This is a genomic window from Klebsiella sp. SWET4 (assembly GCF_024296565.1).
In the GTDB taxonomy this organism is placed as follows: domain Bacteria; phylum Pseudomonadota; class Gammaproteobacteria; order Enterobacterales; family Enterobacteriaceae; genus Klebsiella; species Klebsiella variicola.
The window spans coordinates 442,417-466,674 of sequence record NZ_JANCOB010000002.1 but is presented as its reverse complement, the minus strand read 5'-3'; the positions used below and the strand labels follow the sequence as shown (position 1 = coordinate 466,674).

General features: G+C 60.3%; 27 protein-coding genes and 1 riboswitch. Of the genes, 23 read left to right on the top strand and 4 right to left on the bottom strand.

The genetic code is table 11. The annotated features are described in order from the left end of the window. Window positions 1-57: 57 nt before the first annotated feature. Window positions 58-236, bottom strand: a riboswitch (cobalamin riboswitch). Between the two features lie 280 nt (window positions 237-516). Further along, complete coding sequence (gene pocR / locus NKJ21_RS09080; protein WP_012967304.1) at window positions 517-1,428, bottom strand: regulatory protein PocR; 912 nt, start codon at window positions 1,426-1,428, stop codon at window positions 517-519. A gap of 202 nt (window positions 1,429-1,630) precedes the next feature. Further along, window positions 1,631-2,440, bottom strand: coding sequence for a propanediol diffusion facilitator PduF (gene pduF, locus NKJ21_RS09075; protein WP_012967303.1), 810 nt, complete (start codon window positions 2,438-2,440; stop codon window positions 1,631-1,633). Window positions 2,441-2,964: 524 nt separating this feature from the next. Here pduF and pduA point away from each other — a divergent pair. The 21 genes from pduA to NKJ21_RS08970 all read left to right on the top strand — a co-directional run bounded on the left by pduA (window position 2,965) and on the right by NKJ21_RS08970 (window position 19,741). After that, a complete protein-coding gene (gene pduA, locus NKJ21_RS09070; RefSeq protein WP_254732852.1) occupies window positions 2,965-3,249 on the top strand; it encodes a propanediol utilization microcompartment protein PduA in 285 nt (94 codons plus the stop codon). Then, window positions 3,246-4,058, top strand: a complete 813-nt coding sequence (gene pduB / locus NKJ21_RS09065; protein ID WP_012540676.1) for a propanediol utilization microcompartment protein PduB — start codon at window positions 3,246-3,248, stop codon at window positions 4,056-4,058. The genes pduA and pduB overlap by 4 nt, the downstream gene beginning before the upstream one ends. Window positions 4,059-4,076: 18 nt before the next feature. Continuing rightward, a complete protein-coding gene (gene pduC, locus NKJ21_RS09060) occupies window positions 4,077-5,741 on the top strand; it encodes a propanediol dehydratase large subunit PduC (protein ID WP_002915744.1) in 1,665 nt (554 codons plus the stop codon). Between the two features lie 10 nt (window positions 5,742-5,751). Next, a complete protein-coding gene (pduD, locus tag NKJ21_RS09055; protein WP_012967302.1) occupies window positions 5,752-6,432 on the top strand; it encodes a propanediol dehydratase medium subunit PduD in 681 nt (226 codons plus the stop codon). 14 nt (window positions 6,433-6,446) lie between these two features. Next, window positions 6,447-6,971 (top strand): propanediol dehydratase small subunit PduE, encoded by a 525-nt coding sequence (pduE, locus tag NKJ21_RS09050; RefSeq protein WP_012540674.1) that lies wholly within the window; start codon window positions 6,447-6,449, stop codon window positions 6,969-6,971. A gap of 12 nt (window positions 6,972-6,983) precedes the next feature. Beyond that, entirely contained in the window at window positions 6,984-8,816 is a 1,833-nt protein-coding gene (locus NKJ21_RS09045; protein WP_012967301.1) for a diol dehydratase reactivase subunit alpha, read from the top strand. Continuing rightward, window positions 8,806-9,156 carry a glycerol dehydratase reactivase beta/small subunit family protein gene (locus tag NKJ21_RS09040; protein ID WP_012540672.1) on the top strand — a complete coding sequence of 117 codons (351 nt, stop codon included), beginning with the start codon at window positions 8,806-8,808 and terminating at the stop codon, window positions 9,154-9,156. Before NKJ21_RS09045 ends, NKJ21_RS09040 begins: the two co-directional genes overlap by 11 nt. An 18-nt stretch (window positions 9,157-9,174) precedes the next feature. Further along, the gene (gene pduJ / locus NKJ21_RS09035; protein WP_002915806.1) at window positions 9,175-9,450 is read left to right on the top strand and encodes a propanediol utilization microcompartment protein PduJ; all 276 of its coding nucleotides are present in this window, start codon (window positions 9,175-9,177) and stop codon (window positions 9,448-9,450) included. Window positions 9,451-9,471: 21 nt separating this feature from the next. Further along, the gene (locus NKJ21_RS09030) at window positions 9,472-9,939 is read left to right on the top strand and encodes a BMC domain-containing protein (RefSeq protein ID WP_012967299.1); all 468 of its coding nucleotides are present in this window, start codon (window positions 9,472-9,474) and stop codon (window positions 9,937-9,939) included. Further along, entirely contained in the window at window positions 9,939-10,571 is a 633-nt protein-coding gene (locus NKJ21_RS09025; protein WP_012540670.1) for a phosphate propanoyltransferase, read from the top strand. The genes NKJ21_RS09030 and NKJ21_RS09025 overlap by 1 nt, the downstream gene beginning before the upstream one ends. Continuing rightward, complete coding sequence (gene pduM / locus NKJ21_RS09020) at window positions 10,568-11,059, top strand: microcompartment protein PduM (protein ID WP_012967298.1); 492 nt, start codon at window positions 10,568-10,570, stop codon at window positions 11,057-11,059. The genes NKJ21_RS09025 and pduM overlap by 4 nt, the downstream gene beginning before the upstream one ends. 3 nt (window positions 11,060-11,062) lie before the next feature. Continuing rightward, complete coding sequence (locus NKJ21_RS09015) at window positions 11,063-11,338, top strand: EutN/CcmL family microcompartment protein (RefSeq protein ID WP_008806309.1); 276 nt, start codon at window positions 11,063-11,065, stop codon at window positions 11,336-11,338. A 10-nt stretch (window positions 11,339-11,348) separates the two neighbouring features. Continuing rightward, window positions 11,349-12,365: a two-domain cob(I)yrinic acid a,c-diamide adenosyltransferase PduO gene (gene pduO, locus NKJ21_RS09010; protein WP_012967297.1), complete on the top strand. Its 1,017-nt coding sequence runs from the start codon at window positions 11,349-11,351 to the stop codon at window positions 12,363-12,365. Then, window positions 12,362-13,747: a CoA-acylating propionaldehyde dehydrogenase PduP gene (gene pduP, locus NKJ21_RS09005; RefSeq protein ID WP_012967296.1), complete on the top strand. Its 1,386-nt coding sequence runs from the start codon at window positions 12,362-12,364 to the stop codon at window positions 13,745-13,747. The genes pduO and pduP overlap by 4 nt, the downstream gene beginning before the upstream one ends. Window positions 13,748-13,758: 11 nt before the next feature. After that, entirely contained in the window at window positions 13,759-14,871 is a 1,113-nt protein-coding gene (gene pduQ, locus NKJ21_RS09000; protein ID WP_224231114.1) for a 1-propanol dehydrogenase PduQ, read from the top strand. Further along, window positions 14,868-16,220 (top strand): 4Fe-4S dicluster domain-containing protein, encoded by a 1,353-nt coding sequence (locus NKJ21_RS08995; protein WP_012967294.1) that lies wholly within the window; start codon window positions 14,868-14,870, stop codon window positions 16,218-16,220. Before pduQ ends, NKJ21_RS08995 begins: the two co-directional genes overlap by 4 nt. 2 nt (window positions 16,221-16,222) lie before the next feature. After that, a complete protein-coding gene (gene pduT, locus NKJ21_RS08990) occupies window positions 16,223-16,777 on the top strand; it encodes a propanediol utilization microcompartment protein PduT (protein ID WP_012967293.1) in 555 nt (184 codons plus the stop codon). Then, window positions 16,777-17,127, top strand: a complete 351-nt coding sequence (pduU, locus tag NKJ21_RS08985) for a propanediol utilization microcompartment protein PduU (protein WP_002915850.1) — start codon at window positions 16,777-16,779, stop codon at window positions 17,125-17,127. Before pduT ends, pduU begins: the two co-directional genes overlap by 1 nt. A 4-nt stretch (window positions 17,128-17,131) precedes the next feature. After that, window positions 17,132-17,572 carry a propanediol utilization protein PduV gene (pduV, locus tag NKJ21_RS08980; protein WP_008806315.1) on the top strand — a complete coding sequence of 147 codons (441 nt, stop codon included), beginning with the start codon at window positions 17,132-17,134 and terminating at the stop codon, window positions 17,570-17,572. Further along, window positions 17,569-18,783, top strand: coding sequence for an acetate/propionate family kinase (locus NKJ21_RS08975; RefSeq protein WP_012967292.1), 1,215 nt, complete (start codon window positions 17,569-17,571; stop codon window positions 18,781-18,783). Before pduV ends, NKJ21_RS08975 begins: the two co-directional genes overlap by 4 nt. Window positions 18,784-18,874: 91 nt before the next feature. Continuing rightward, complete coding sequence (locus NKJ21_RS08970) at window positions 18,875-19,741, top strand: L-threonine kinase (protein WP_041165224.1); 867 nt, start codon at window positions 18,875-18,877, stop codon at window positions 19,739-19,741. Between the two features lie 3 nt (window positions 19,742-19,744). On the opposite strand, the gene cobD is transcribed toward NKJ21_RS08970, so the two are convergent. Next, complete coding sequence (gene cobD, locus NKJ21_RS08965) at window positions 19,745-20,821, bottom strand: threonine-phosphate decarboxylase CobD (protein WP_012967290.1); 1,077 nt, start codon at window positions 20,819-20,821, stop codon at window positions 19,745-19,747. Between the two features lie 17 nt (window positions 20,822-20,838). Then, a complete protein-coding gene (gene amiC, locus NKJ21_RS08960; RefSeq protein ID WP_008806319.1) occupies window positions 20,839-22,092 on the bottom strand; it encodes an N-acetylmuramoyl-L-alanine amidase AmiC in 1,254 nt (417 codons plus the stop codon). A 227-nt stretch (window positions 22,093-22,319) separates the two neighbouring features. Between amiC and argA the strand changes: the two genes are divergently transcribed. Next, complete coding sequence (argA, locus tag NKJ21_RS08955) at window positions 22,320-23,651, top strand: amino-acid N-acetyltransferase (RefSeq protein WP_004149616.1); 1,332 nt, start codon at window positions 22,320-22,322, stop codon at window positions 23,649-23,651. 231 nt (window positions 23,652-23,882) lie between these two features. Then, window positions 23,883-24,203 (top strand): hypothetical protein, encoded by a 321-nt coding sequence (locus tag NKJ21_RS08950; RefSeq protein WP_039102521.1) that lies wholly within the window; start codon window positions 23,883-23,885, stop codon window positions 24,201-24,203. The last annotated feature ends 55 nt before the right edge of the window (window positions 24,204-24,258 follow it).

The window sequence follows — 24,258 nt, the reverse complement described above, 5'->3', positions numbered from 1 at the left end:
GCGCATGCCTGGTCCTGCGACCACGCACCGCTAAGCCACCCACTTCCCACCGAAGTTGTTGGTCAGTTACCGGCAGGCAGGTCTTCTGGCTTAGCCTCGTTCTCGCCCGCCCTTCCCAATCTTTCGATCAGTGGTTTTTGCGGGGTCGTCAGCATCACAGCAGCGGGGGCTGCGGGGGATTTACACCCCCTTCCCTGACACCAAACTGGTGTCGAACCTGTCGGTTGTATTCGCCGATGCGCCATGCATCCGCGGTTAATGTTTCACGCTTACTTTTACCGCCTCATCGCCTGCAAAATGACGTCCGCGAGGTGAAGCGGTGTTGTGATATTCATCAGTCTCGTATTAACGGACACTCTATCCCATCACAAAAATAAAAACTGGTGTAGTTTATCCCTCGAATATCACTATTTTGTTGCGCTATGACAATTTATTGCTCTACTGTCGTTTTTTTCATTTTATAATGATGAAGATACTCCGGGATATCAAAAATCAGCAATAGCAAAATATTGTCATTTAAAAAGACTCAGTTTGTGATCCGGCATTAATTTGCTGACGAAATGCCTGCGGCGTTACCTGATAGGTCTGGCGAAACACTTTGCAAAAATAGCTGGTTTGCGAAAAACCTAAATTCCGCGCGATGCTGGCAATGCTCCAGTCGCTGTGGCATAGCAGCTCTTTTGCGCTCGCCATCCGCTGCTGATTGACCCAGGCGTTAAAGCCGATCCCCTGATACTTTTTAAACAGTTTGCTGAAGTAGTACGGGCTGAGATAGACGTGCGCCGCCACGTCCTCCAGACGCAGCTCATCGGAGAGATGCGCGTCGATATAGCGCAGCGCCTTCTTCATTTTGCCATCGTGCGGCGAGGCCGCCCGGCAGGCCTGCGCCGGGTCGTTCTGCGGCGGGTTATCTTTGATAACCACAAAGTTGAGCTGTTTTTTCAGGCAATTCTCGACGATCAGCTTCAGCAGATCCGCCGAAGCGATAACCCGCGAATAGTCCATCTCAGGCACATCGCGAAACGCCTGGACCAGCGCCGGATCGTCCTGCCAGCGGTCATCCACGTTCAGAATATCAACCAGTTCAATATCATTGCTCAGACGCACCTGGCCGCATAGCACGAAGCCAACGAGGTGGCCGGCGATCACCAGCGGGATGGAAAAATCGGTTAACCCCGCGTGACAGCGGTAGATACACAGCTGGTCATTTTTCGAGGCTTCCAGCCCGCCGCAGCGGTCGCTCATGCGACAGCGTCCGCTGTGCTCCGGGTGCTGACGCATGAGTTGGCAAAACGGCGTGAAATTAAACAGTTCAGAAATCTCATCACCGTGAATATTGACGACCACAACCGCCAGACTGGTGGCTTGCGCAAAATCCTGTGCGATTTTATTGATGAGTTCTGAGTTCAGGGTACTCGCAGAAATCATGATAAAACCCCTCAGTTAATTTTTTGTTATAAATAAAACATATTATTCATATTTCCCTTTTTTAGCATCAGATCCCGTCGACGATAAAAAAGTGCATTGACAATAACAAAAGTCTCCCAACCCGGGGAGACTTTTTGAGCGGTTCGTGATATCGGTTCATGAAATAGTTTTGCTATTTCAGTAATACATTTTTCACTGGATGCTAACGCGTATTTTTCTCCTCAACGCAGGTATGACAGGGAAGATTATTGGCGATGAGAAAACGATAAATTGCGGCGCCGAGGCAGGCGCCCAGCAATGGCGCGATGATGGGCACGATAAAATAGGGAATATCCCTTCCGCCAGTCATCGCGATGTCGCCCCACCCGGCGAGCCAGGCAAATAATTTCGGGCCAAAATCGCGCGCCGGGTTCATCGCAAAACCGGTAAGCGGCCCGGTCGAGGCGCCGATCACCGCTACCAGAATGCCAATCAACAGCGGCGCCAGCGGGCCCTTGGGTACGCCATTGCCATCATCGGTGAGCGCCATGATCATCCCCATCAACATCGAGGTGATCACCACCTCCACCAGCGCCGCATGCCAGATGCTGAGCTCAGGCGCCGGGTAGGTACTGAAGATACTGGCCAGCTGCAGGCTTTCCAGGCTGCCACGCACCATATGATGTACCGTTTCAAATTGCGTAAACAGGGTGCTGTAAAGTATCCAGGCCAACACGGCGCCGCCAAACGCGCCGGCGACCTGGGCCACGATATAGGGCAACACTTTTCTGCCCGGGAAGCAGGCAAACAGCCACAGGGCGACGGTGACGGCGGGGTTCAGATGCCCCCCCGAAATGCCGGCCGTCAGGTACACCGCCAGAGAAATACCCAGTCCCCAGATAATACAGATCTCCCACAGCCCCAGGCTGGCGCCAGCCAGCTTCAGAGCGCTCAGGCAGCAGATACCAAAAAACAGAAATAGCCCGGTGCCTAAAAACTCGGCGATACATTGCGCGCGTAAAGAACCATTCATTGTGACACCTCTTGACGAAGTTCGTGTCCAGGCCAGCCAACCATCCGCTGGCTCGTTGGGTACGGCGAGGCCCACTATAGAAACCGGCGGCAGCAAAGTGTTGGCATCCTGCGGAAAACGGGCGGCGTAAAGTCGCTGAAGAAGAGCAATTTATTGCTATTTGCTCGCGAATCCATGCAGCAATGGCGGGCGTTCAGGGGATATTTTTATTTCCAACTCAATAATAAAAAATTGCAAAAGCGCAGTGCTTATTTCCCAACAAATATCACACCACGCAAAATATCGCATAGCAAAAATAATTTAAAAAATCACGCCTGAAAATGTAAATACGGAACAGCATCCGCAAGATAATCACATTAATAAGTAAAATAAAAACCAATAAAAACAACAATATAAAACAAATCATGACTATTTATTATTATATAAAAACCACTATTTTTTCGTTCTACACCATCAACTCAGCCATTCTTTTTCGCCGCCCCGCCATATAGTTCCCTCACTGGAACATACCCTGCGAGGTCTTTATGCAACAAGAAGCATTAGGAATGGTAGAAACCAAAGGCTTAACCGCAGCCATAGAGGCCGTTGACGCAATGGTTAAGTCGGCCAATGTTTTATTAGTTGGCTATGAAAGGATCGGTTCAGGCCTGGTGACCGTCATCGTGCGTGGCGACGTGGGGGCAGTTAAAGCTGCTACCGACGCCGGTGCCGCCGCAGCCCGCCACGTGGGCGAGGTGAAAGCCGTACACGTCATTCCCCGCCCCCATACCGATGTTGAAAAAATCTTACCGAAGGGGAATAGCCAATGAGCAGCAATGAGCTGGTTGAACAGATCATGGCGCAAGTCATAGCGCGTGTGGCGACGCCAGAGCAGCAGGCGCTTCCCGATACCCCCCATCCCACAGGAGAGACGGCTATGGCAGAGAAAAGCTGCAGCTTAACGGAATTTGTCGGGACCGCCATTGGCGACACCCTCGGGCTGGTCATCGCCAACGTGGATGCCGCATTGCTGGAAGCCATGAAGCTTGAAAAACGCTATCGCTCTATCGGCATCCTCGGTGCGCGCACCGGCGCCGGGCCGCACATTATGGCCGCCGATGAAGCGGTCAAAGCCACCAACACCGAAGTGGTCAGCATTGAGCTTCCTCGCGACACCAAAGGCGGCGCAGGCCATGGCTCACTGATTGTGCTGGGCGGGAACGATGTTTCCGACGTCAAACGCGGGATTGAGGTCGCGCTGAAAGAGCTGGACCGTACTTTCGGCGATGTCTACGGCAACGAGGCGGGTCATATCGAGCTGCAGTATACCGCGCGCGCCAGCTATGCCCTGGAAAAAGCCTTCGGCGCTCCGCTCGGCCGCGCCTGCGGCATTATCGTCGGCGCGCCGGCGTCCGTTGGTGTGCTGATGGCCGATACCGCGCTGAAATCAGCCAACGTCGACGTGGTGGCTTACAGCTCACCGGCCCACGGCACCAGCTTCAGCAACGAAGCTATCCTGGTGATTTCCGGCGACTCTGGCGCGGTGCGCCAGGCGGTGATCTCCGCCCGGGAGATCGGCAAAACCGTACTGGGGACGCTGGGCGCCGAACCGAAAAACGATCGCCCCTCCTACATTTAATACCCGCGAGGCTGATTCATGAGATCGAAAAGATTTGAAGCACTGGCGAAACGCCCTGTGAATCAGGATGGTTTCGTTAAGGAGTGGATCGAAGAGGGCTTTATCGCGATGGAAAGCCCTAACGATCCCAAACCCTCTATCCGCATCGTCAACGGCGCGGTGACCGAACTCGACGGCAAACCGGTTGAGCAGTTCGACCTGATTGACCACTTTATCGCGCGCTACGGTATTAATCTGGCACGTGCCGAAGAAGTGATGGCCATGGATTCGGTCAAGCTCGCCAATATGCTCTGCGACCCGAACGTTAAACGCAGCGACATCGTGCCGCTCACCACCGCGATGACCCCGGCGAAAATCGTCGAAGTGGTGTCGCATATGAACGTGGTCGAGATGATGATGGCGATGCAAAAAATGCGCGCCCGCCGCACGCCGTCCCAGCAGGCGCATGTCACTAATATCAAAGATAATCCGGTACAGATTGCCGCCGACGCCGCTGAAGGCGCATGGCGCGGCTTTGACGAGCAGGAGACCACCGTCGCCGTGGCGCGCTACGCGCCGTTCAACGCCATCGCCCTGCTGGTCGGTTCACAGGTGGGCCGCCCCGGCGTCCTCACCCAGTGTTCCCTGGAAGAAGCCACCGAGCTGAAACTGGGCATGCTGGGCCATACCTGCTATGCCGAAACCATTTCGGTCTACGGTACGGAACCGGTGTTTACCGATGGCGATGACACCCCATGGTCGAAAGGCTTCCTCGCCTCCTCCTACGCCTCGCGCGGCCTGAAAATGCGCTTTACCTCCGGCTCCGGCTCTGAAGTGCAGATGGGTTATGCCGAAGGCAAATCGATGCTGTATCTCGAAGCGCGCTGCATCTACATCACCAAAGCCGCCGGGGTGCAAGGCCTGCAGAATGGCTCCGTCAGCTGTATCGGCGTGCCGTCCGCCGTACCGTCGGGTATCCGCGCCGTACTGGCGGAAAACCTGATTTGCTCAGCGCTGGATCTGGAGTGCGCCTCAAGTAACGATCAAACCTTTACCCACTCGGATATGCGGCGTACCGCGCGCCTGCTGATGCAGTTCCTGCCAGGCACCGACTTTATCTCCTCCGGTTACTCGGCGGTGCCGAACTACGACAACATGTTCGCCGGTTCCAACGAAGATGCCGAAGACTTCGACGACTACAACGTGATCCAGCGCGATCTGAAGGTCGATGGCGGCCTGCGGCCGGTGCGTGAAGAGGACGTGATCGCCATTCGTAATAAAGCCGCCCGCGCGCTGCAAGCGGTATTTGCCGGCATGGGTTTGCCGCCAATTACGGATGAAGAGGTGGAGGCCGCCACTTACGCCCACGGTTCAAAAGATATGCCTGAGCGCAACATCGTTGAGGACATCAAGTTTGCCCAGGAGATCATCAACAAGAACCGCAACGGCCTGGAGGTGGTGAAAGCCCTGGCGAAAGGCGGCTTCCCCGATGTCGCCCAGGACATGCTCAATATTCAGAAAGCCAAGCTCACCGGCGACTACCTGCACACCTCCGCCATTATCGTCGGCGAGGGCCAGGTGCTCTCGGCCGTGAATGACGTGAACGATTATGCCGGTCCGGCAACAGGCTATCGCCTGCAAGGCGAGCGCTGGGAAGAGATTAAAAATATCCCGGGCGCGCTCGATCCCAATGAACTTGGCTAAGGGGTGAAAAATGGAAATTAACGAAACGCTGCTGCGCCAGATTATCGAAGAGGTGCTGTCGGAGATGAAATCAGGCGCAGATAAGCCGGTCTCCTTTAGCGCGCCTGCCGCTTCCGTCGCATCGGCCGCTGTTGCGCCTGTGTCCAGCGAAAGCTTCCTGACGGAAATCGGCGAAGCCAAACCCGGCACGCAGCAGGATGAAGTCATCATTGCCGTCGGGCCCGCCTTTGGCCTGGCGCAAACCGCCAATATCGTCGGCATTCCGCATAAAAATATTCTGCGCGAAGTGATCGCCGGCATTGAGGAAGAAGGCATCAAAGCCCGGGTGATCCGCTGCTTTAAATCTTCTGACGTCGCCTTCGTGGCGGTGGAAGGCAACCGCCTGAGCGGCTCCGGCATCTCGATCGGTATTCAGTCGAAAGGCACCACCGTCATCCACCAGCGGGGCCTGCCGCCGCTTTCCAATCTGGAACTCTTCCCGCAGGCGCCGCTGCTGACCCTGGAAACCTACCGCCAGATTGGCAAAAACGCCGCGCGCTACGCCAAACGCGAGTCGCCGCAGCCGGTGCCGACGCTCAACGATCAGATGGCTCGTCCCAAATACCAGGCGAAGTCGGCCATTTTGCACATTAAAGAGACCAAATACGTAGTGACCGGCAAAAACCCGCAGGAACTGAGCATGGCGCTTTAACAAAGGATATCCCGATGAATACCGACGCAATTGAATCCATGGTACGCGACGTGCTGAGCCGGATGAACAGCCTACAGGACGGGGCAACGCCCGCGCCAGCCGCACCGACAAACGACACCGCTCGCCAGCCTAAAGTCAGCGACTACCCGTTAGCCACCCGCCATCCGGAGTGGGTCAAAACCGCTACCAATAAAACGCTCGATGACCTGACGCTGGAGAACGTATTAAGCGATCGCGTTACGGCACAGGACATGCGCATCACCCCGGAAACGCTGCGCATGCAGGCGGCGATCGCCCAGGATGCCGGACGCGATCGGCTGGCGATGAACTTTGAGCGGGCCGCCGAGCTCACCGCGGTTCCCGACGACCGGATCCTTGAGATCTACAACGCCCTGCGCCCTTACCGTTCCACCCAGGCGGAGCTACTGGCGATCGCTGATGACCTCGAGCATCGCTACCAGGCCCGGCTCTGTGCCGCCTTTGTTCGGGAAGCGGCCGGGCTGTACGTCGAGCGTAAGAAACTGAAAGGCGACGATTAACAGGGGGCAAGCATGCGCTATATCGCTGGCATTGATATTGGCAACTCATCGACAGAGGTCGCCCTGGCGACGGTCGATGACGCAGGTGTGCTGAACATCCGCCACAGCGCGCTGGCTGAAACCACCGGTATTAAAGGCACATTACGTAATGTGTTCGGTATTCAGGAGGCGCTAACACAGGCGGCAAAAGCGGCAGGCATTCAGGTCAGCGATATCTCGCTTATTCGCATTAACGAAGCCACGCCGGTCATTGGCGATGTGGCGATGGAGACCATCACGGAAACCATCATCACCGAGTCCACCATGATCGGCCACAACCCGAAGACACCCGGCGGCGTCGGACTGGGGGTCGGCATCACCATCACACCGGAGGCGCTGCTGTCCTGCGCTGCGGACACCCCCTATATTCTGGTGGTCTCCTCAGCCTTTGACTTTGCCGATGTCGCTGCGATGGTCAATGCGGCGACGGCAGCGGGCTATCAGATTTCCGGCATTATTTTGCAGCAGGATGACGGCGTGCTGGTCAATAACCGGCTACAGCAACCGCTGCCGGTGATCGATGAAGTTCAGCATATCGACCGGATTCCACTTGGCATGCTGGCGGCCGTCGAGGTCGCTTTACCCGGTAAGATCATCGAAACGCTCTCCAACCCCTACGGTATTGCGACCGTTTTCGATCTCAACGCCGAGGAGACCAAAAATATCGTGCCAATGGCGCGGGCGCTGATTGGCAACCGCTCGGCCGTGGTGGTGAAAACCCCCTCCGGCGACGTCAAGGCCCGCGCTATTCCGGCGGGGAATCTGCTGCTCATCGCTCAGGGGCGCAGCGTACAGGTTGATGTGGCCGCCGGGGCGGAAGCCATCATGAAAGCGGTTGACGGCTGCGGCAAACTGGACAACGTCGCGGGAGAAGCGGGCACCAATATCGGCGGCATGCTTGAGCACGTGCGCCAGACCATGGCGGAGCTTACCAATAAGCCAGCTCAGGAGATCCGCATTCAGGATCTGCTGGCCGTTGATACGGCGGTGCCAGTCAGCGTGACCGGCGGTCTTGCGGGGGAGTTCTCGCTGGAGCAGGCGGTGGGTATCGCCTCGATGGTCAAGTCGGATCGCCTGCAGATGGCCCTCATCGCCCGTGAAATTGAGCACAAACTGCAGATTGCGGTTCAGGTGGGTGGCGCTGAGGCGGAAGCGGCCATTCTCGGGGCGCTCACCACTCCCGGCACCACGCGCCCGCTGGCGATCCTCGATCTGGGCGCCGGGTCGACCGACGCCTCCATTATCAATGCGCAAGGAGAGATCAGCGCCACTCACCTGGCCGGCGCCGGCGATATGGTCACGATGATCATCGCCCGCGAGCTGGGGCTTGAGGACCGCTATCTGGCGGAAGAGATCAAAAAATACCCGCTGGCGAAAGTCGAAAGCCTGTTTCATCTGCGTCATGAAGACGGCAGCGTCCAGTTTTTTCCGTCGGCCTTACCACCGGCGGTATTTGCCCGCGTCTGCGTGGTGAAACCGGATGAACTGGTTCCCCTGCCCGGCGATCTGCCGCTGGAGAAAGTGCGCGCCATTCGCCGTAGCGCCAAATCACGCGTCTTTGTCACCAACGCCCTGCGGGCGTTACGCCAGGTGAGCCCTACCGGCAACATTCGCGACATCCCGTTCGTAGTGCTGGTGGGCGGCTCGTCCCTCGATTTCGAGATCCCCCAGCTGGTCACCGACGCGCTGGCGCACTACCGGCTGGTTGCCGGGCGCGGCAACATCCGCGGCAGTGAAGGCCCGCGCAATGCGGTCGCCAGCGGATTACTCCTTGCCTGGCAAAAAGGAGGTACGCATGGAGAGTAGCCTCGTCACCCCCGCCATCGTCATTGCGGTCACTGACGAATGCAGCGAACAGTGGCGCGATGTCCTGCTGGGCATTGAAGAGGAAGGCATTCCTTTCGTTCTGCAACCGCGGACCGGCGGCGATCTTGTCCATCACGCCTGGCAGGCGGCGCAGCGTTCGCCGCTGCTGGTGGGCATCGCCTGCGACCGGGAACAGCTCATCGTGCACTACAAAAATTTACCCGCATCAACTCCGCTGTTTTCGCTGAGGTATCACCAGGACAGGCTGGCCCGGCGAAACACTGGCAACAATGCGGCTCGTCTCGTCAAAGGGATCCCATTTCGGGATCGCAATGCTTAATCCACAGGAGAACACAATATGAATAACGCACTAGGACTGGTTGAAACGAAAGGCCTGGTTGGCGCCATTGAAGCCGCTGATGCAATGGTGAAATCCGCCAACGTGCAGTTGATTGGTTACGAAAAAATTGGCTCCGGGCTGATTACCGTGATGGTCCGCGGAGACGTCGGCGCGGTCAAAGCCGCCGTTGACGCCGGGAGCGCGGCGGCCAGCGTGGTCGGCGAGGTCAAGTCCAGCCATGTGATCCCACGCCCGCACAGCGATGTCGAGGCCATTCTGCCGAAATCCGTCTGACCTTGAAACAAGGAGCACTGCGTGAAGCAATCACTGGGATTACTTGAGGTCAGCGGCCTGGCCCTGGCCATCACCTGCGCCGACGCCATGGCGAAAGCGGCCGCCATCACGCTGCTCGCCCTGGAAAAGACCAACGGCTCCGGCTGGATGGTGGTGAAGATCGCCGGTGATGTGGCCTCTGTCCAGGCGGCGGTGATGACCGGGGCCGAACTCGCCGACCGGCAGCAGGGGCTGGTGGCGCAGAAGGTTATCGCCAGGCCCGGCGCAGGCCTGCTGCCAGCCCGCGTCGAAGCGCCTTCACCAGCACCTGACGCTGCTCTGGAAGAGGAGAACGCCACCGTAATGGATGAGCGCAGAGATCCCGCAGACACCCTCCCCCGCCCTGCGGAGCAGGTGACCTGCAACCTGTGCCTGGACCCGCACTGTCCACGGCAAAAAGGCGAACCTCGCTCGCAGTGCCTGCACGCCGGTAAACGAGGTGACGCGTAATGGATAAACAACAGCTGGCTTCAACAGTCAACAAAGTGCTGGATGAGATGCGCCAGCGTCCCATCCCTATCGGTATCTCCAGTCGCCATATCCATTTAGCGGCGGAGGACTATGCCAGGCTTTTTCCCGCTCAGCCCATCCAGCCGAAAAAAGCGCTGCTGCAGCCCGGACAGTATGCTGCAGAGCAGACGGTGACCCTGGTTGGCCCCAAAGGACGATTAAACAACGTGCGCCTGCTCGGCCCTTTGCGCCAGACCAGCCAGGTGGAAATCTCACGCACCGACGCCCGGACTCTCGGTATCGCCGCGCCGCTGCGCATGTCAGGCAATCTGCAGGACACGCCGGGGATCCGCCTGATAAGTCCCTTTGCCGAACTGGAGCTGAGCAGCGGGACGATCGTCGCCCAACGACATATTCATATGTCCCCGCTCGATGCCCTGATCCTGCGCGTCGCCCATGGCGATAGCGTCGCGGTGGCGATCGAAGGCAGCGACAGGCGGCTTATCTTCGACAATGTAGCGGTCCGCGTAGCCCCGGATATGCGTCTTGAGATGCACATCGATACTGACGAAGCCAATGCGGCAGGCGCTGACGCTGCGCAGGCCTGGGCTACGCTGGTGACGAAGCCATGAACCACGCGATGCTGCAGCGTATCGTCGAGGAGGTCGCCGCCCGCCTGCGCCGTCGCGCCCTGAGTACGGCCACGCTCAGCGTGGCCCAGCTCGGCGAAGCGGATATCCGCAGCCTGCTGTGCCAGCACGCTTCACTGCGCATCGTGCAGGTGGATTTACCGCTGCTGGAAGAGCTTACCGGCCAGCGCGCGCTGGCGGCCGCCGGTTGCGCGTTGCATGAGGCGATGGCCTGGGGCGTTCGGGTACAGCTAACGCTGCTTCCCGCCCTGCTCCCCGCGCTGGCGGTAAAAAAACTCGCCCGTTTGCCGCTGACGTTCAGCGACCCGCCTGGCCAGCCCGTCAGACTTCACGCCGCGTCGGTGCTCACCTACGCCGATGTAGCCCGCCTCCACGGAGGTTATCTGGTGCTGCGCCGCCGCCCCATTATCACCGCCCTCGCCCGCGAAGCGGCCGTCGCGCGGCATGTTCAATTGATTACGCAGGAGTGAACTATGCATCTGGCACGCGTGACCGGCGCCGTCGTCTCGACGCAAAAATCGCCCTCTCTGAACGGCAAAAAACTGCTGCTGGTGCGCCGGGTAAGCACAGACGACGAACATCCATTTCCGCCCGCGAGCGGCGATGAAGTGGCGGTAGATTCGGTTGGCGCTGGCGTCGGCGAACTGGTGCTGCTCTGCAGCGGCTCGAGCGCACGCCACGTCTTTAGCGGCCCGAATGAGGCCATCGATCTTGCCGTTGTGGGCATTGTTGACTCACTTTCACGCTAAGGGGGCGCCTGTGGCTATTTATACCCGAACCGGCGATGCCGGCAGTACATCGCTCTTTACCGGCCAGCGGGTCAGCAAGACGCATCCGCGCGTCGAAGCCTACGGCACCCTGGATGAACTGAACGCGGTGCTGAGCCTGTGCGTCTGCGCCGTCGCTGAAGAGGAACATCGCGTCCTGCTCGAAGCCCTGCAGCAGCATATTTTCTGGTTCAGCGCGGAGCTCGCCAGCGACAGCGAACAGCCATCACCGGGTAAGCGCTATATCAGCAGCGAAGAGATTGCCCTGCTGGAGCAGACCATCGATCGCGAGATGGCCCGCGTGCCGGCGCTGCACCAGTTTGTGTTGCCCGGACGGTGCGAAGCCGCCAGTCGTCTGCACCTGGCCCGCACCGTTTCCCGTCGGGCGGAACGCCGGCTGGTCGAGCTGGCGGCAGAGGTCACTCTCCGTCAGATACTGCTGCGTTATCTGAACCGCTTATCTGACTGCCTGTATGCCCTGGCGCGCAGCGAGGATCAGGCCGATCACCAGCGCCGCCTCGTGGCGGAGATCGCGGCCCGCTACCTGGCCGCCAGCGGGTCGCCTGCGTCCGACGCGCCCAAAGCCCAGGCCGGGGCACTCTCCTTTCACGAGCTGCATCAGCTTACCCGTCAGGCTATCGAACACGCCCGCCAGCTGCAGGTGCCGGTGGTGGTGAGCATCGTTGACGCACACGGTACCGAAACCGTGACCTGGCGAATGCCCGATGCGCTGCTGGTCAGCAGCGAGCTGGCGCCGAAAAAAGCCTGGACCGCCGTCGCCATGAAAACCGCCACCCACGAGCTCGCGACGACCGTACAGCCAGGCGCTGCGCTGTACGGTCTGGAGAGCCATCTGCAGGGCAAAGTCGTCACCTTTGGCGGCGGATATCCGCTGTGGCGCGATGGTCAGCTAATAGCCGGTCTCGGGATTAGCGGCGGCAGCGTCGAGCAGGATATGGCTATTGCACAGGCTGCCATGGCGGCCATTAACGTGAGAACACATCAATGAATACAGCAGAACTGGAAACCCTTATCCGCACCATTCTCAGCGAAAAGCTCGCGCCCGCCCCCGTTTCTCAGGAACAGCAGGGCATTTTCCGCGACGTCGGCAGCGCCATCGACGCCGCCCATCAGGCTTTTCTCCGCTATCAGCAGTGTCCGCTAAAAACCCGCAGCGCCATTATCAGCGCCCTGCGGGAGACGCTGGCCCCCGAGCTGGTGACGCTGGCGGAGGAGAGCGCCACGGAAACCGGCATGGGCAACAAAGAAGATAAATATCTGAAAAATAAAGCTGCCCTTGAGAACACACCGGGCATTGAGGATCTCACTACCAGCGCCCTCACCGGCGATGGCGGGATGGTGCTGTTTGAGTACTCACCGTTCGGGGTTATTGGCGCCGTGGCGCCCAGCACCAACCCAACGGAAACCATTATCAACAACAGTATCAGCATGCTGGCGGCGGGTAACAGCGTCTATTTCAGCCCCCATCCCGGCGCGAAAAAGGTCTCGTTAACGCTTATCGCCAGGATCGAAGAGATCGCCTACCGCTGCAGCGGGATCCGTAACCTGGTGGTGACCGTTGCCGAGCCGACCTTTGAAGCCACCCAGCAAATGATGGCCCACCCGCTGATTGCCGTTCTGGCTATCACCGGCGGCCCTGGCATTGTGGCGATGGGCATGAAAAGCGGTAAAAAAGTGATCGGCGCTGGCGCCGGCAATCCGCCGTGCATCGTTGATGAAACGGCCGATCTCGTCAAAGCCGCCGAAGATATCATCAGCGGCGCCGCCTTCGATTACAACCTGCCCTGTATCGCCGAAAAAAGCCTGATCGTCGTCGCCTCCGTCGCTGACCGCCTGATCCAGCAGATGCAGGATTTTGACGCGCTGCTGTTGAGCCCGCAGGAGACCGATACCCTGCGAGCCGTCTGCCTGCCCGACGGCGCGGCGAATAAAAAACTGGTTGGTAAGAGCCCGGCTGAGCTGCTGGCGGCCGCCGGTCTCGCCGTCCCTTCCCGCCCCCCTCGCCTGCTGATAGCCGAGGTGCAGGCGAACGACCCCTGGGTGACCTGCGAGCAACTGATGCCGGTGCTGCCGATCGTCCGGGTCGCCGATTTTGATAGCGCCCTGGCGCTGGCCCTGCGCGTTGAGGAGGGTCTGCACCACACCGCCATTATGCACTCGCAGAATGTCTCGCGGCTCAATCTGGCGGCACGCACGCTGCAGACCTCCATTTTTGTCAAAAATGGTCCGTCTTACGCGGGTATCGGCGTCGGCGGCGAAGGGTTTACCACCTTCACCATCGCCACGCCAACCGGAGAAGGCACCACCTCCGCGCGGACGTTCGCCCGCCTGCGGCGCTGCGTGTTAACCAACGGTTTTTCCATTCGCTAGCCGGGGGCGCCATGCACAACTTTTCTCTGCAAACGCGCCTCTACAGCGGCCCGGGCAGCCTGGCCGCGCTGCAGCGCTTTAGCCATCAGCACATCTGGATCGTCTGCGACGGCTTCCTGGCGCGCTCGCCGCTGTTCGAGCGGCTGCGCGCCGCGCTGCCCGCCAGCAACCGCGTCAGCGTGTTCAGTGATATTACACCGGATCCGACCATTCACACCGTGGCGAAAGGGATAGCGCAGATGCAGGCCCTGCGTCCGCAGGTGGTGATCGGCTTCGGCGGCGGCTCGGCGATGGACGCCGCCAAGGCGATCGTCTGGTTCAGCCAGCAGGGCGGGCTGCCTGTCGACACCTGCGTGGCGATCCCCACCACCAGCGGTACCGGGTCGGAAGTGACCAGCGCCTGCGTCATCAGCGACCCGGAAAAAGGGATCAAGTACCCGCTGTTCCATGAGGCGCTCTGTCCCGACATGGCGATCCTCGACCCAACGCTGGTGATCAGCGTACCGCCCACCATCACAGCCCATACCGGACTGGACGTCCTGACCCACGCCCTTGAGGCATGGGTATCGCCGCAGGCCACCGATTTTACCGATGCGCTGGCGGAAAAGGCCGCCAGGCTGGTGTTTCGCGCCCTACCCGTTGCGGTTCGCCAGGGCGACTGCGTTGCGACCCGCAGCAAAATGCACAATGCTTCAACCCTCGCCGGTATGGCCTTTAGCCAGGCTGGCCTTGGGCTCAATCATGCTATCGCCCATCAGCTTGGCGGCCAGTTTCACCTTCCCCATGGCCTGGCCAACGCGCTGCTGCTGACCGCGGTGATCCGCTTTAACGCCGGCGAGCCGCGAGCGGCGAAGCGCTATGCGCGCCTGGCCAGGGCCTGCCGGTTCTGCCCGCCGGAAGCTGGCGAACAGGAGGCTCTCCAGGCGCTGCTTGCCGCGGTGGAAACACTGAAACAGCAGTGCGCCATTCCCACCCTCAAGGGCGCCTTGCAGGAAAAATATCCCCTTTTCTTATCGCGAATTCCCGCCATGGTGCCGGCCGCGCTGGCCGACGCCACCCTGCGCACCAACCCGCGTCCGGCCGATGGCGCGGCCATCGCGCAACTGCTGGAGAGCCTGCAATGAGTGAAGCGATAGTGCCACTACCAGACATGGATCCGGCGGAGATCCGCGAGCGCGTCCGGGCCGCCGGGGTAGTGGGCGCCGGTGGGGCGGGCTTTCCGACCCACATCAAACTGCAGGCCCGGGTAGACACCGTGCTGGTGAACGCCGCCGAATGCGAACCGATGCTGAAGGTTGACCAACAGCTGATGGCGCAGCAGGCTGACCGACTGATTCGTGGCCTGGGTTACGCAATGACCGCCACCGGCGCCCGGGAAGGGATTATTGCCCTGAAGGCGAAATATACTCCGGCGATTGCGGCGTTAACCCCGCGACTACCGGAATGGGCCCGGCTGCATATTCTGCCTGATGTCTATCCGGCCGGGGATGAGGTGCTCACTATCTGGCTGGCGACGGGTCGTCGCGTGCCGCCTGCCGCGCTGCCGGTCAGCGTCGGCGTAGTGGTCAATAACGTGCAGACGGTGCTCAATATCGCCAGAGCCGTGGAGCAGGGCTATCCGGTGACCCGCCGGACGTTGACCGTCAATGGCGCTGTCGCCCGTCCGCTGACGCTGACTGTCCCGCTGGGCATGTCGCTGCGCGAGGTGCTGGCCCTGGCCGGCGGCGCGACGGTTGCCGAACCGGGGTTTATCAACGGCGGTCCGATGATGGGCGCACTCATCACCTCCCTCGAGACACCGGTCACCAAAACCACCGGCGGCCTGCTGGTGCTTCCGGGCAACCATCCGTTGATCCAGCGGCGGCGGCAGGATGAGCACACCCTGCTCGCCATCGCCCGCACCGTCTGTGAGCAGTGCCGCTTATGCACGGATTTATGCCCCCGGCACCTGATCGGCCATGAGCTTTCTCCCCACCTGCTGGTGCGGGCGGTGAACTATCGCCAGGCGGCCACCCCGTCGCTGCTGCTCAGCGCCCTGACCTGCTCGGAGTGCAACGTTTGCGAGAGCGTCGCCTGCCCGGTGGGGATTTCCCCTATGCGCATCAACCGTCTGCTGAAACGTGAGCTGAGAGCGAAAAATCTGCGCTACGAAGGACCGCTGCGTCCGGCGGACGAGATGGCGAAGCACCGCCTGGTGCCGGTCAAACGGCTCATCAGCAAACTGGGGCTTGATCCCTGGTATCAGGAGGCGCCGCTGACGGCGGTGGAGCCGGAGGTGGGCTGCGTCACCCTGCCGCTGCGCCAGCATATCGGCATCAGCGCCGTCCCCTGCGTCGCGCCGGGAGAGCGAGTAACGCGCGGCCAGCTACTGGCAGACATCCCTGCCGACGCCCTCGGTGCGCCGGTACACGCCAGTATTGACGGCCAGGTCTCCGCCATCACGGAGCAGGCCATTACGCTTGTAAGAGGTTAATCATGACCCAGGCTATCGGAATTTTAGAACTGACCAGTATCGCCAGGGGAATGGAGCTGGGCGACGTCATGCTGAAAAGCGCGAACGTACAGCTCCTGCTCTGCAGAACCCTTTGTCCCGGGAAATTCCTGCTGATGCTCGGCGGCGACGTCGGCGCCGTGCAACAGGCAATCGCCGCCGGCACGGCGCGCGCCGGGGAGATGCTGGTGGACAGCCTGGTGCTGGCCAACATTCACCCCAGCGTACTGCCGGCGATCAGCGGACTCAACGTGGTCGAGCAGCGGCAGGCGGCGGGGATCGTCGAAACCTGGAGCGTGGCGGCATGCATCAGCGCCGCCGACCGCGCGGTGAAAGCGGCCAACGTCACCCTGGTTCGCGTTCATATGGCGTTTGGTATCGGCGGCAAATGCTACATGGTGGTGGCGGGTGATATCGCCGATGTCGACAACGCCGTCACGGTGGCCAGCGACAGCGCAGGCGAGAAAGGATTACTGGTTTACCGGGCAGTGATCCCGCGACCGCACGATGCGCTGTGGCAACAGCTGATGGAGGGATAATGGAACCGCAAACCCCTACCGAACGCATGATCCAGGAGTATGTCCCGGGTAAACAGGTCACACTGGCGCATCTCATCGCCAATCCGGGCAAAGATCTGTTCAAAAAGCTGGGCCTGCCGGACGCGGTCTCCGCTATCGGCATTCTCACCATTACCCCCAGTGAGGCGTCGATCATCGCCTGCGACATCGCCACCAAGTCCGGCGCGGTGGAGATCGGCTTTCTCGATCGCTTCACCGGCGCGGTGGTATTGACTGGCGATGTCTCCGCGGTGGAGTACGCGCTCAGGCAGGTCACACGCACCCTTGGTGAGCTGATGCGCTTCACCGCCTGTCCAATTACCCGGACCTGAGCCCATGAAACGCCTGATGCTTATCGGACCCAGCCAGTGCGGCAAAACCTCGCTGACCCAGGTATTGCGTGGCGAAACCCTGCGTTATCAAAAAACGCAGGCCATCGTCTGGACGCCGGCCGCCATCGACACCCCGGGGGAATATCTGGAAAACCGCTGCCTGTACAGCGCACTGCTCACCAGCGCCTGCGAGGCCGATGTCATCGCGCTGGTACTGAATGCCGATGCGCCCTGGTCACCCTTTTCTCCGGGGCTTACCGCTCCGATGAACCGCCCGGTCATCGGGGTGATCACCAAAGCCGATTTAGCCGCCCCGCCCCGTCTGCAACAGGTCCGGGCATGGCTCGAGGCAGCAGGCGCCGAACATATCTTTATCACCAGCGCGTTAACCGGCGACGGGCTTGATGACCTGCTCGCCTGCCTGAACGCAGAGGAATATCAATGACCTATAAAATCATGGCGATCAACGCCGGCAGCTCCTCCCTGAAATTTCAGCTGCTTAACATGCCGCAGGGAGCGTTGCTCTGCCAGGGGCTGATCGAACGTATTGGCCTGCCCGAGGCCCGCTTCACGCTGAAAACGCCGACGCAGAAATGGCAGGAGACGCTGCCCATCGCCGATCACCATGAGGCAGTGACCCTGCTGCTGGAGGCGCTGACCGGCCGCGGGATCCTGAGCAGCCTGCAGGAGATAGACGGCGTTGGCCACCGCGTCGCCCACGGCGGCGAACGCTTCAAAGACGCCGCGCTGGTCTGCGACGACACCCTGCGGGAGATCGAACGCCTGGCGGAGCTGGCGCCGTTGCATAACCCGGTCAATGCGCTGGGCATACGTCTCTTTCGCCAGCTGTTACCCGCGGTACCGGCGGTGGCGGTCTTTGATACCGCCTTTCACCAGACCCTGAAGCCGGAGGCCTGGCTCTATCCCCTGCCCTGGCGCTATTACGCCGAGCTGGGCATTCGCCGCTACGGTTTTCACGGCACCAGCCATCACTATGTCAGCAGCGCGCTGGCGGAAAAGCTGGGCGTACCGCTGAGCGCCCTGCGGGTAGTGAGCTGCCACCTGGGCAATGGCTGTAGCGTCTGCGCCATCAAAGGCGGGCAGTCGGTGAATACCTCAATGGGCTTTACTCCCCAGTCCGGGGTAATGATGGGCACCCGCAGCGGCGATATCGACCCGTCGATCCTTCCCTGGCTGGTGGAGAAAGAGGGGAAATCCGCCCTGCAGCTCAGCCAGCTGCTGAATAATGAATCCGGGCTGCTGGGCGTCTCCGGCGTGTCCTCTGACTACCGCGACGTCGAACAGGCAGCCGACGCCGGCAATGAACGCGCAGCTCTGGCGCTGTCGTTGTTTGCCGAACGCATTCGCGCAACTATCGGCAGCTATATCATGCAGATGGGAGGCCTGGATGCGCTGATCTTTACCGGCGGCATAGGCGAGCATTCCGCCCGGGCGCGGGCGACGATCTGCCGCAATTTGCATTTTCTCGGCCTCGCACTGGACGACGAGAAAAACCAGCGGAGCGCGACCTTTATTCAGGCGGATAATGCGCTGGTCAAAGTGGCGGTGATCAACACCAATGAAGAGCTGATGATTGCCCGCGACGTCATGCGTCTTGCCTTGCCGCAGGCGCGCGAGCTGGCGGTGTCGGCCTAAACGACGTACCTCCTCTTGCGGAGAATCATGGTAACCGGCGGGTCGCCATGCCACTATGCGCCCTGGCGAAGGTAAGCGGAAAGGTGAAAACGTGGCTGTTGCACAATGTCCCGCCTCGTGCGGAGAACTTATCCAGGGCTGGATCCTCGGCAGCGAGAAACTGGTCTCCTGCCCGGTGGACTGGTACAGCACCGTCGAGGTCGAGACCGGGGTGCCGCGAAAAGATGAGCGGCCGCTGTCACGGGCGATGGTCGACCAGTTGCTGGCCCACTGGGGCTACCCCCCAGCGCTGAGCCAGCAGATCCGCATCACCCTGCACTCAACGATCCCGGTGGCCAAAGGGATGGCCAGCAGCACCGCCGATATCGCTGCCACCGCCGTCGCCACCGCCCATCATCTGGGCCATCTACTGGATGAGCCGACGCTGGCGCGCCTGTGCGTCGCGCTGGAGCCTACCGACAGCACCCTGTTTCGCCAGCTGACGCTGTTCGACCATAATACCGCCGCCACGCAAATCGCCTGTCCCCCTCCGCCAGCGCTCGACCTGTTAGTACTGGAGAGCCCGCTGACGCTGCGCACCACCGACTACCACCAGCTGCCGCGCGAGCCGGGTCTGTTGGCTAACGCCTCCCGGCTGCAGCTGGCGTGGGAGAAAGTACAGCAGGCCTGCCATTGCGGCAGCCCACAGCTACTGGGCGAAGCGGCGACCATCAGCGCCATCGCCAGCCAGCAGCTGTTGCCCAAACCGGGGTTTGACGCGCTACTGCAACTGGTGGAAAGCGCAGGATTGTATGGCCTTAACGTGGCGCACAGCGGCAGCGTCGTCGGCCTGCTGCTGGACCGCCGTCGTCATGACGTCGAATTTCTGCAATGGCGGCTGGCAGAGAGCGACATCGCCGCCCACTGGCCGCAGCAGCATCTGCTGGCGATGGTGCCCGGGGGCGTCACCCTGCAGTAGGCCTCAGGCCAGCGCCCGGCGCAGCGCCGCCAGCAGCTGGTCGTTTTCGCTGGCGCTACGGATCGCCACCCGGAAATAACGGCTATCCAGCCCCGGGTAGTTGGCGCAGCTGCGGATCAGCACATGCTGGCGCAGCAGGGCGTATTGCAGGTCAAGCCCTTGCCTGTCGCAGCGCAAGAACAGATAGTTGGCGCGCCCGGGCCACACGGTCAGCCCGGTAATCTCTTTCAGTCGTGAACAGAAACGCGCCCCCTCCTCCTGCAGCCACTGCCAGGTGGCCCGCTGATACGCCCGGTCCTGGAGGATGATCTCTCCGGCCAGGGCGGCATAGGCATTGATGGACCACGGCATTTGTCGCTCGCGCAGCCGGGCCACTGCCTGGGCGTCAGCGTTGAGCAGGTAGCCGAGACGCAGCCCCGGAATAGCATAAAATTTGGTGAGCGAGCGCAGAACCCAGACGTGCGGGTGCTGCGCCAGCAGGGGAATAAATCCCGGCTGGTCGGGGATAAAATCGAGAAAGGCCTCGTCAAGGATCAGGCTGATGTTCAGCGCCCGACAGCGCTGCGCAATGGCTTCCAGCAGGCCCCGCTCCGGCAGCAGGCCGGTGGGGTTATTCGGGGTGCAAAGAAACAGGCAGTCCAGCGCCGGAGTCAGGGCATCGAGGATGGCGTCAGTCAGTTGCCAGCCATCGCACTCCCGGAGGGCATACTCCACCAACTCGCAGTCCACCGTCTGCAGCGCCCGCCGGTACTCCGCGAAACCAGGAATGACGATCATCGCCCGCCGCGGCTTAAGGCCGTGGACGAGGGTGAAGATCGATTCAGTTTCGCCGTTGCCGGCAAGGATATGCGCCGCCGGCAGCTGATGGTGGGCAGCCAGCGCCTGATGCAGCTGTTGATATTCAACGTCAGGGTAGCGCTCGGCGCAGCCTGGGTTGTCGACGATCGCCTGCCTGAGCGAAGCTGGCATCCCCAGCGGATTGATGTTGGCGCTAAAATCCAGCAGCTCGCCGGGCGCAATACCCAGCAGGGCGGCGGCCTCGCGGATGTTACCGCCATGGGCGCTTTTCAGTAAGGCCATATCCCTTTCCTGTGTGGTTATCCGCGACGGGCCAGCGTCGCGCCGTCGGCGAAGTAGGCTTTAATCCCGGCGAGGATCGACTCGGCTACCTCCTGTTGGAATTTGGCCGTTTTCAGCTTCCGCTCTTCTTCCACGTTACTGATAAACGCCGTCTCCACCAGAATGGAGGGGATATCCGGCGCCTTCAGCACCGCAAAGCCCGCCTGCTCTACCCGATTCTTGTGCAGGTTATTGATATTGCCCATTTTCTCCAGCACCGCCTTGCCAAATTTGAGGCTGTCGGCGATGGTCAGGGACTGCACCATATCGAACATGGTGTGGTCGACATAGCGGTCGCCGCTCTTGCTGACCCCACCGATCAGATCCGAGGCGTTCTGCGTCTGGGCGAGATATTTTGCCGCGGTACTGGTGGCCCCCCTGGTGGAGAGGGCAAACACTGAGGAACCGCTGGGCTGGCGGCTGGTAAAGGCGTCGGCGTGAATCGACACGAACAGGTCGGCGCGCTGCTTCTGCGCCTTGGCGACACGCACCTTCAACGGGATAAACACGTCTTCGTTGCGGGTCATATAGGCCTTCATATTGCCTTCTTTGTCGATCAGCGCCCGGAGGCGGCGGGCAATCTGCAGCACCACATCTTTCTCGCGGGTGCGATACTTCCCCACGGCGCCGGAGTCTTCGCCGCCGTGTCCGGGATCGAGCATAATGACAATCGGCCGGTCACGCCCGGCTTTGCCCGGCTGCGGTCCGCTTTGCGCCGGCGGCACCTGACGCTCCAGATCGCCTTTGTTGTAATCCTCGAGCAGCGCCAGCAGCGGATCCTGAACATCGGTGGCGTTGGCGGGGTAGAGGTCCATCACCAGACGCTCTTTAAAGCCGGCCACCGGCGCGAGGGCAAACAGCTGCGGCTTAACGTTCTGCTTGAGCTCAAAAACCATGCGCACGGTTTGCGGATCAAACTGGCCCACGCGAGCGGACTGAATAAAGGGGTCGTCATCGCGGATCTGCCCCCCCATGCCCTTCAGCACAGAGTTCAGGTTAACCCCTTCCAGATCCACCACCACCCGCTCCGGGTTACTGAGGGCAAACTGCCGGTATTTCAGCACATGATTCGATTCTACCGTGACGCGCGTGTAGGTCGATGCTGGCCAGACGCGAACAGCGACCACCCGCGCATCGGCAGCCAGCCCCACAGGGCTCACGCTCATTAACCACATGGCGCCCGCGCCCTGCAGCAGACGGCGACGGCTTAATCCAGAGTTGTTTCCCGACATGCCACTCCCAAGCAATAAAAACGCATTTGTACCCAAAACAAACAGATTGACCAGAAACTTTAACGAAAGGCATATAACCTGTCATCTATAAAAGGGTAAACATTCATTGACACCCTGCGCCGGGTCACATGTTTTTCGTGGCTTAGCCTAAAATTGGCACTTGCGTTTAACAGCAAAACAGAATAAAAATACAATAATTACGAATAATCATGCATTGAGGGTTTGTCATGGTGAAGGAACGTCGCACTGAACTGGTAGAAGGATTCCGCCATTCTGTTCCCTATATTAATGCCCATCGGGGAAAAACGTTTGTCATCATGCTGGGCGGCGAAGCCATTGAGCATGAAAATTTCTCAAATATTGTCAATGACATAGGATTATTGCATAGCCTGGGCATTCGCCTGGTCGTGGTCTATGGCGCCCGCCCGCAGATTGACGCTAACCTCGCCGAGCACCACCACGAGCCGGTCTATCACAAGCAGACGCGAGTGACTGACGCTAAAACGCTTGAGCTGGTTAAGCAGGCGGCGGGGATGCTGCAGCTGGAGATCACCGCCCGCCTGTCGATGAGCCTCAACAACACCCCGCTGCAGGGGGCCCATATCAACGTTGTCAGCGGCAACTTTATCATCGCCCAGCCGCTGGGCGTCGATGACGGCGTCGATTATTGCCACAGCGGACGCATTCGCCGCATTGACGAAGAGGCGATTCATCGTCAGCTCGACAGCGGCGCCATTGTCCTGATGGGGCCGGTCGCGGTGTCGGTCACCGGCGAGAGCTTTAACCTGACTTCGGAAGAGATCGCCACCCAGCTGGCCATCAAGCTGAAGGCGGAGAAAATGATCGGCTTCTGTTCGTCGCAAGGGGTTTACAACCAGGCCGGGGAAATCGTCTCCGAACTGTTCCCTAATGAGGCGCAGGCCCGCGTCGAAGAGCTGGAAGCGGACGAAGATTATAACTCCGGCACCGTGCGCTTCCTGCGCGGGGCCGTGAAGGCCTGCCGCAGCGGCGTGCGGCGCTGCCACCTGATCAGCTATCAGGAAAATGGCGCGCTGCTGCAGGAGCTGTTCTCACGCGACGGCATCGGCACCCAGATCGTCATGGAGAGCGCGGAGCAGATCCGCCGGGCGACCATCAACGATATCGGCGGTATTCTTGAGCTGATAAGCCCGCTTGAGCAGCAGGGCATCCTGGTGCGCCGCTCCCGCGAGCAGCTGGAGATGGAGATCGACAAATTCACCATTATTCAGCGCGATAACACCACTATCGCCTGCGCTGCCCTCTATCCTTTCCCGGAAGAGAAGATCGGCGAAATGGCCTGCGTGGCGGTGCATCCGGATTACCGGAGCTCGTCGCGGGGAGAGGTGCTTCTGGAACGTATTGCCGCTCAGGCCAGACAGATGGGACTGAGCAAGCTGTTCGTGCTAACCACCCGCAGCATCCACTGGTTCCAGGAGCGCGGCTTCACGCCGGTGGATATCGACCTGCTGCCGGAGAGTAAAAAGCAGATGTATAACTATCAGCGCCGGTCGAAGGTGCTGATGGCCGACCTCGCTTAAGCCCTTCTTCACCCTTTCTAACGGCCCGGGATAGCGCGACGCTTATCGCTTTATCCTGGGCCGGTCTCCCGCCACTCTTCGCGCCAGCGCTCGTCTGCGGTACGCGGGCTAAATTCCTGGTTTCCGCGCAGACCATTTCTTTCTCGCTGGCTCACCGATATGCTACTGGCTGTCGACAGGACGTCGACTGGCGCCACGGCCGCCACCCGCCCTGCAAGGATCGCTGAAATAATGGAAACCAAACCGAACTGGCTGGTCAGACATATCAACCTCATTACCGCCACGGTCACCCTCTATCCGTGGTTGCTGATGATACTGCTCCTCTGGGATAACCAGCGCCATCATCAGCATGGTTATGCCGCACTCGGCGCCGCCATCGCGATATTATTCCTGCTGGCCCTGACATCCGGCATGAATGTTCTCATCTCCTCGCTGGTGATTTTTGTTGCCCGCTGTTCCTCCCCACCGCTGGCCAGCGGCGCGGCAGTCCGCTTTTGCGCCATGAACTCGATATCGGTGCTCTGGCTCATCCCCCTGGTCTTCAGCTACTGATTTTTCTGCCAGTCCGGGCAACGGGCTGCATTATTTTCCCATCGCCCGGATGCGG